At 52.4% G+C, this 7,525-nt stretch carries 8 protein-coding genes and 1 pseudogene; 5 read left to right on the top strand and 4 right to left on the bottom strand.

Annotated features, from left to right (window positions below; translation table 11 throughout):
• On the top strand, positions 1 to 717 hold a 717-nt coding region (locus tag AC1DSG_RS24405), incomplete at its 5' end, for a sensor histidine kinase (protein ID WP_477793187.1).
• An 81-nt stretch (positions 718 to 798) separates the two neighbouring features.
• Here AC1DSG_RS24405 and AC1DSG_RS24400 read toward each other — a convergent pair.
• The gene (locus AC1DSG_RS24400) at positions 799 to 1,575 is read right to left on the bottom strand and encodes an ABC transporter permease (RefSeq protein WP_477793186.1); all 777 of its coding nucleotides are present in this window, start codon (positions 1,573 to 1,575) and stop codon (positions 799 to 801) included.
• A 470-nt stretch (positions 1,576 to 2,045) separates the two neighbouring features.
• Here AC1DSG_RS24400 and AC1DSG_RS24395 point away from each other — a divergent pair, with 470 nt between their 5' ends.
• The 4 genes from AC1DSG_RS24395 (at position 2,046) to AC1DSG_RS24380 (ending at position 5,082) form a co-directional block, all read left to right on the top strand.
• Positions 2,046 to 2,894, top strand: coding sequence for a winged helix-turn-helix domain-containing protein (locus AC1DSG_RS24395; protein WP_477793185.1), 849 nt, complete (start codon positions 2,046 to 2,048; stop codon positions 2,892 to 2,894).
• Positions 2,891 to 3,370: a hypothetical protein gene (locus AC1DSG_RS24390; protein WP_477793184.1), complete on the top strand. Its 480-nt coding sequence runs from the start codon at positions 2,891 to 2,893 to the stop codon at positions 3,368 to 3,370. The genes AC1DSG_RS24395 and AC1DSG_RS24390 overlap by 4 nt, the downstream gene beginning before the upstream one ends.
• Before the next feature lie 360 nt (positions 3,371 to 3,730).
• Positions 3,731 to 4,627, top strand: coding sequence for a winged helix-turn-helix domain-containing protein (locus AC1DSG_RS24385; RefSeq protein ID WP_477793183.1), 897 nt, complete (start codon positions 3,731 to 3,733; stop codon positions 4,625 to 4,627).
• Positions 4,624 to 5,082 carry a hypothetical protein gene (locus AC1DSG_RS24380; RefSeq protein WP_477793182.1) on the top strand — a complete coding sequence of 153 codons (459 nt, stop codon included), beginning with the start codon at positions 4,624 to 4,626 and terminating at the stop codon, positions 5,080 to 5,082. Before AC1DSG_RS24385 ends, AC1DSG_RS24380 begins: the two co-directional genes overlap by 4 nt.
• A 478-nt stretch (positions 5,083 to 5,560) precedes the next feature.
• Here the strand turns inward: AC1DSG_RS24380 and AC1DSG_RS24375 are convergent, their stop codons facing one another.
• The 3 genes and pseudogenes from AC1DSG_RS24375 to AC1DSG_RS24365 form a co-directional block, all read right to left on the bottom strand.
• Positions 5,561 to 6,316, bottom strand: coding sequence for an HvfC family RiPP maturation protein (locus tag AC1DSG_RS24375; RefSeq protein WP_477793181.1), 756 nt, complete (start codon positions 6,314 to 6,316; stop codon positions 5,561 to 5,563).
• The gene (locus AC1DSG_RS24370) at positions 6,309 to 7,148 is read right to left on the bottom strand and encodes an HvfB family MNIO-type RiPP peptide maturase (protein ID WP_477793180.1); all 840 of its coding nucleotides are present in this window, start codon (positions 7,146 to 7,148) and stop codon (positions 6,309 to 6,311) included. Before AC1DSG_RS24370 ends, AC1DSG_RS24375 begins: the two co-directional genes overlap by 8 nt.
• A gap of 144 nt (positions 7,149 to 7,292) precedes the next feature.
• Positions 7,293 to 7,525: pseudogene (locus AC1DSG_RS24365) on the bottom strand (acetamidase/formamidase family protein); the annotation flags it as partial.

Genomic DNA, 7,525 nt, shown 5'->3' with positions numbered 1-7,525 from the left:
CATCTGGACGAAAAAGGCCCGACCGAAGTCGCCCACGCTGCCAAAGCGTTCAATGCCATGCAGGCGCGCATCGCCACCTACCTCAAGGAGCGCATGCAACTGCTGGCGGCGATCTCCCACGACCTGCAAACCCCGATCACCCGCATGAAACTGCGCGCCGAATTCATGGACGACTCCACCGAGAAAGACAAACTGTGGAACGACCTCGGTGAGATGGAGCACCTGGTGCGCGAAGGCGTGGCGTACGCGCGCAGCATTCACGGTGCCACCGAAGAAAGTCGTCGTACCGACCTGGATTCATTCCTCGACAGCCTGGTGTTCGACTATCAGGACGTGGGTAAAGACGTGCAACTGAGTGGCAAAAGTGCTGCCGTCATCGACACCCGGCCCCATGCGTTGCGGCGGATAYTGGTGAACCTCACCGACAATGCGCTGAAATTTGCCGGCGCCGCTGAACTGAAGGTCGAACGTAAAAATGGCAGCTTGTCGGTGAAAGTCCTGGATCGTGGTCCGGGCATTGCCGAGGAAGCACTGGCCCACGTGATGGAGCCGTTTTACCGGGTGGAGAATTCGCGTAACCGCAGTACCGGCGGGACCGGGCTGGGGCTGGCGATTGCCCAGCAACTGGCGCAGGCCATCGGCGGGTCGTTGACGTTGAGCAATCGTGAGGGTGGTGGTTTATGTGCGGAGCTTGGATTACCGAATCAACCGAGCTGAACTCATCGTTACGCTTAAGGACATTTTTGGCCCTTTTAAATAACCACAGATACGCTCGGAGTCTGATAGCGCGCTTTGGAGTCAGATTGGGATTTGCCGACGACGCCGGTAAGCGAAGATCGAAACAAGCAGCAGGACTAAAGCCATCACCATGACGTATTCAACCGAAACCCCTTCTACGGGTTCGTAATCAGAAAACACCTGCGAACGAATCAACTCCTCCAAGTGTAAAAACGGATTCAGTAACAATAACGGCAATATGGCGTGCGGAAGATAAGCCGCGGGAACCAGCACACCCGAAACGAAATACAACGGAAAGAACATCGTTCGGACCCACACGCTGATTCCGGGGCTCGCGTGGGTAAGCGACGCCAGCACGACACCCAGCCCGAAGGAAAACAACAACCCCAGGATGATAGTCAATAGCCATTCGACAGGCGCCTTGATCGACACGTCAAAACCATATCCAGCAAAAACCAGCACCAGAACGATGTACACGACGATGGCGAAAAACGTTTCGACTAACGTTCGAGCTATCAGAATATTCAGCGGTTTGATCTGCCTATTGGCAAACGATGCCCGATTAGCGCAGGTGGTTCCCATCAGACGCAGGACGATATTTCGAAAGAGCAAGAACGGCACCAACCCTGCCAATACGAAGATCGAAAAAACGATGTCTACAACTGTTTGTCCGCCGTACTGTGCAAACAAACGAGTGAACAACAATAAATGACAAACCGGTTCGAGCAGAATCCAGATACCTCTCATACCTCGCTCTTTGACACGTGCGCGCACGTCATGCAGCACGAGCGCAGCAATCACTGTTTTTTTATTTTTCAGGAGCGAGCGATGTTTCAAAGGTCTTTACTCCCAGGAGGCGTAGACCGACTATCAAGCAGGACGCTGCGAAACGTACAATTTGTAACTGTTAATTCACGAGAATTCATCTTCCGAAATCTTCTGCGCCGGCGCCCAGCCCGTCAGATTGACAGCGGCAGGCTGATGGAGATGACGGGCAAGGCGTTAGCCAACACAAAAAGCAGACCGGGCTCGCCCAAGGCAACTCGGAGCGCAGCATCTTGCCTGCCAACCTGAATTTTCAAAGTCAAAACTTCTTAATAATTGTGATTATCAGACCATGACGACGATGAGTGCCAGGGTCCAGCGTCCGTTAACAGACTCGACTCAGCCCGCGTGACGGACTGGCTCTGCACGTGCAATGATACTGATAGGAAGCGTCGTTCACGACTTGCCAATTATTTCAAATAAATCAACTACATACACGTCTCTACCAAACACCATCAACGGTAGGAAACAACGGATGCATCATGGATACCCTGACGAGTACTACCACGCAAAGTGGTCCATTCCTTAGCTACACCATCAGATGCTCACAACGAGGACGATCAGCAGTTTTTTTTCCTCAACGCCAGCAGATTTCCTTGATCGAAGGAACCACAAAAGATCAAATCGAGCTCGGGTTTTCCCCCAGTCGATTACTCGAACTGATGGTGAGAAACGCCGATGTTGTTGTCACTCGCAACGAAATATTTGAGTACGCATGGCCAGAGCGTGTCGTTACTCAAAGTAGCCTTAATCAAGCAATTTCACGATTACGAGAACTACTCGGGGATGAACAAAACAAAGAAATCATCCAGACCATCCCTCGTCGCGGTTATGTCTTCAACTCAAGCTTTCTTATTGCTGCAGTAGAACTTCCAGAGACAGTTGACGACTGTGGCGACACACCGACTGTTATTGACAACGACGCCCACCTGCACTCCAAATGGGATGCCGTACCTGAACACTGGCAGAGGCCAGTCAGATTGTTTTTGGTGGCAATCACTGCATTAATGCTAAGTACCCTGCTTTGGCGTGTTGATTGGGATCTGCTGCTAAAACCTGATCTTGTCATCGACACACAACAAGAAAACAATCAACATCTGGTTTATACGGCTCCCAACCCCACCTCTTTAGAATCACTCCAGAATGACCTATCAAAAGTACGCGAGCGTCTTGTACATTTTTCAAGTCGCCCTGGAACTCTCGTGTTCAACCGCACACAAGACTACTATGACATCACCTGCATCAATCAAGGCGTAACAAAATTCATAACCATTTACCGCACCCAACTGGAGACCGTAAATGATCAACAATTGCGGGAGTGCCTGCAATGATCAGACTGAACAGCGTACTGTGTGGCTTGATAGTCACGTTCGGAGTTGCGCATGCAGGGTATTCATTTCTGGGACGGGCACACCCAACTAGTGGCAGCTATTTTTCTAGCGGACTTTTTTTGATGAGCGATGGCAGCAGCACCCCTGTCAGCATTCGAATGCAACTAAAAAACAACAGCCTTTATGAGTACATCCAGGTAGGTGCCTGGTATCAGGATTATCTCCGGGACGTAGACGTTCATCTAGCGGGGAATTACAAGCTGAAAAATATCTCATCAAACTCTTCAAAAATAACAGCGCCCCCAAGCTACAGCGACGAAGACATTGTATTTAATAATGCCTACAGCATTAAGCCCGGAAACCTTCTGACACTCTATACGCTCCCTCATGACAAAGACACATTATGTTTTTACATTAAGGAGCTAAATAAAGCTAAATGTTTCGGCCAGAATCGTTCCCGCGAGTTCCACCCGTGAAGCGATGAATTCCAGCCAGGCTTCTGCAACCTTCTACGAATGGATCTCGTGAAGAATGGGTTAGTCCCGCTAACAAAAACCCAGAGTCTGCTGTAGTTCAGAGAGTGGAGAGCGGAAGATGCGAGCTGTTTTCAGGAAAAAATCGTGAATTGATGTGAATTGACATCTATTGACTTCGCGTTTGGAGGCACCTGCTTGATAGTTCCTGCCGGACCTATCAGGCAGATGCTCAAGCAAGTGTTGAGTGCGCGTGTTCGGCCTCGAAGAGAGGATGCCCTCTACCCTCACCTCCTTCAGATATTAGCGACTGCATCATTTATTGGATGCTATTTTTACCTTGCGTATCTTTAAGGCAAAAACATGACTTCCACAGACATACAAGAACCCCGCCTTTCTAAAAAACCGCCTCAGAGCGTTGATACTGCAAGTTCGCGTACAACTCCACACCCTCTTGGCTGCCATGTTATTCGCCGCGCAAAACCGGAACATTATGTTCACTTCGAACCTACGCGTCAGTTACTGACGTTTTTCTTTGGACAACAGTTGACCTCCAAAGTAGAGCTCAGTTATTCCGCTTCCCGCTTACTGGAACTGTTAATTACCAGAGCCAATACCATTGTCGCCCGAGAAGATATTCTGGCCTATGCCTGGCCTGGGCGTGTTGTCACTCAAAGCAGCCTGAATCAAGCCATTTCCAGCTTAAGAGAGCAACTGAGTGATGAAGTGGCCAAAGAAATCATTCAGACCATGCCTCGTCGTGGGTATCAACTCAACTCTCGTTTTCTGATTCATCCCGAAGATTGGCCTGTATTCCAGCACGACATAAATCTGGCACCGACTATTGCGGCCTCCCCCACACGCGAGCGTACCGCCCCCATACAATATATTCATAAGAGTCGTCGTATTTTTCTTTTATTAATTATTGCATTTTTGTTCGCAACCTTCGTTTGGCGTTTCAATCCTACTCTGCTTGTGCAGCCTGGACTGGCTGTAAGTACTGAACAGATCGGTAATAAAAGCCTTTTGTATACCGCACCTGACAAAGAAAAACTTGCAACTCTACACACTGACATCAGCGCCTTGCGGGATAGATTATTGGCAATTTCTGAAGCACCCGTCACTTTATTATTTAACCGCATGTACAATTATTTTGATGTCGTTTGCATTGATCAAGCGGGCAGTGTTTCTACCATCCTTATGCACCAATCCCAAATAACAAAAATAAATGACCAACAACTATTGGCCTGTGTAAAATGATCCGTTCAAATTTATTGCTCTTCATCCTGGCACTGCTGCTGACGCTCGCTCACCTTGTGTATTTCATCCTTGAGCGGCATCACCTCTACGGACCTTACTTCTCCCAAGGCATTGTCTTGTTCGAAAACGGTGAATCAATACCCCAAAAAGCGCGCTTCCAATTTCAGAAAAATAACGTTTACGATTTTCAACAAATCGACAGCACATCTCACATTACGCCGCTCAGGATAAAAAGCACTTTTCAGGACAGTTTCTCTTYAGTCACCCAATCTAAAAACGAGAGCCTGAACAGGGCATCAAAAAAGTATGCCAGCAGTCAGCTGGCCTATAACCAAGCGTATTATGCGAAGGAAAACATGCCGCTCACGTTGTACAGGCTACCCACCCGACCCGACAATTTCTGCGCCTATTTAGTCGAGCTTCAAAAACTGCGTTGTTTTGGATTGGCGCACTAGAACCCTCCCCCCTGCCCCTCCAGCAACTTGACTCCGGACTGATACAAGGCGGCGACCTGGGCATTCCAAATCTCACGCCTCTTCGTTCAGCACCTCGGCGCACAGAGCATTTTTCACAATTATTGATGCCGTGATTTGAGTCGTTCAATGGTACCAAAAGGATAGATGTCACTGGCGCAAGCGGTCCCCGCATTAAGGGGGAGTCATGTCGAGTTGATTCTGCCAATGGTATCGTGCAGTTGGTGGCTAAGCGAAAAATGTCCCTCGCGCAGGCGTCCCTCTGCCCAGGCGTTGGCCCACGTCTGGCACTCGATGATGAAGCAACGCAGACACTGAATGAGACGTTACCAGCGCAGATGAATTGGCTGGATGAGCCGTCACACCTGCCCCGAGTATTGAGTGCCAATGCTGCGCGAGCGATCAATCTGCGTATAGCGGTGAAAACGACTTTAGCGGGCAACATTGACGCTGTGCACGATCACGCCCCCTCCAAAACCCCTTCCCCATGCATCTGCCGCAACAACGCCGCGCCACTGTCCATAAATTCCGCCGATCCGCTCGCCCCCGCCTCCACCGCCAGTCCTTCCAGTTGCGCACGCCCATTCAGCTCGGGAAATTGCGCGATGCGCTGCAATAACCGCCACGCCAACGGGCTGAGTTCAGAAAACTTCACGCTCCAGTCCTCCGCCCGCCGCACCAGCAACAGCGTGGGCTGAACGGGTGCTGCCTCGGGTTGAAAATCCGGCCCCACCCATTGCACCGGCCAGGCATACGCCAGCGGCCACGCCAGTGGCGAAACCCGCAACGGTCGTTCAAGGATCAACGCCACATCACTCGGCGCCAACGGCTCGGCATCAGACTGCTGCAACGCCATCTCAACCCACTCGTAATGTGCCAGTTCCACCATGAACGGCGGCCAGGTGCCCTCGCTCAACGCCTGCGGATCCGCCGCGAGAAACTCGACAAATTCCTGGGCAATTTCCCCAAATTTCGGCGTGCGTGCGCGGTAGTCCCGCAGGAAGATCCGCACCAGCGAACGCCACTGTTCATCACCGAGAATCTTGATCAGCACCGGAAACGTCCCGCTGAGCAATGTCGACAGGTTCGCGAAAATCAGGTCGCGATACACCTGTGCCCGCGCGGCGTTCATTTCAACCGGCGGCGCGCAGTGATCGGGATCGCGCAGGTAGCGGCCCAGGGTGGTTTGTTGCTCAAACAGGCTCGGCTTATCCACGGTTCACCTCCTCGGTTTGCAAGCGGCGGATGGTCTGCAATTCGGCCACCAGTTCGGAAAACGCCGGGAAGTTGAAATCCCGCTCCAGCAGCGTCGGTTGCGCGCCGAACCGGGCATAGGCCTGCGCCAGCAACGACCAGACCACCGGTTTAACCGACGCGCCATGGGTGTCGATTTTCAAGGTGTCGGACTCATCGAAATGCCCGGCCACGTGCATCGCCACTACCCGGCCAGAATCGATGCCGGCCAGGAATGTCTGCGGGTCAAAACCGTGATTGATCGAGTTGACGTACACGTTGTTGACGTCAAGCAACAGGTCGCAATCGGCTTCGCGCAACACGGCGTTAGTGAAGGTCACCTCGTCCATGTCCTGCTGTGGCGCGGCGTAGTAGGAAACGTTTTCCACCGCCAGACGCCGGCCAAGAATGTCCTGGGCCTGACGGATGCGCGCAGAAACGTGGTGCACCGCTTCTTCGGTAAACGGCAGCGGCAGCAGGTCGTAGAGGTGACCGTCATCGCTGCAATAGCTCAAGTGCTCGCTGTACAGCGGCACCTGGTAATGGTCGAGGAACACTCGGACTTCTTGCAGAAACCCGACGTCCAGCGCCGACGGCCCGCCGAGGGACAGCGACAAGCCGTGACAGGACAACGGGAAACGCTCGGCCAGGGCGCGCAATGCGTGACCATGGGCGCCGCCGATGCCGATCCAGTTTTCCGGCGCGACTTCCAGAAAGTCGAAGTCGCCGGTGCGGGCGGCCTGAAGGTCTTTCATTAAACCGCGACGCAGGCCCAGCCCGACGGTGGCCTTGGTTGATGAAGAAGAGGTCTGCATGGTGTCGATCTCAATGATTGCCGAAGCGGAATCACAGTTAATCGAAGCGCTGTATCGGGGCTGTGTTCGGTTGCGGCAGAAAATCGTGGCGGATGTATCAGTAAAGGGTCTGTACACACTTCGGTACAGACCCGTGGATTAGCGTTACGCCAGGTCGTATTTCTCGCGCACCAGATGACCGATGCCGATCCGGTCCAACACGGTCATGGGGCACAGGAAGGTCACGCGGACGGTGCCGGGCAAGCGGCTGATGTCGATGGAGCCGGTGATGGTCGCGCGGTTGAGCACTTCGTCATACGCCAGGCCGGTGACCGACGCAGCGCGTTTCAGGCCGTTTTCGACCGCAATGTTGAGGTTCTCGCCGCTGCCAATAAAGG

This window comes from Pseudomonas sp. P5_A12 (assembly GCF_056400685.1).
This window is presented reverse-complemented; position numbering and strand designations above follow the sequence as displayed.

Coding starts and splice junctions, on each gene's coding strand:
- AC1DSG_RS24395 (WP_477793185.1), top strand. CDS start 2,046: ATGGATACCCTGACGAGTACTACCACGCAAAGTGGTCCATTCCTTAGC.
- AC1DSG_RS24370 (WP_477793180.1), bottom strand. CDS start 7,148: ATGCAGACCTCTTCTTCATCAACCAAGGCCACCGTCGGGCTGGGCCTG.
- AC1DSG_RS24390 (WP_477793184.1), top strand. CDS start 2,891: ATGATCAGACTGAACAGCGTACTGTGTGGCTTGATAGTCACGTTCGGA.
- AC1DSG_RS24385 (WP_477793183.1), top strand. CDS start 3,731: ATGACTTCCACAGACATACAAGAACCCCGCCTTTCTAAAAAACCGCCT.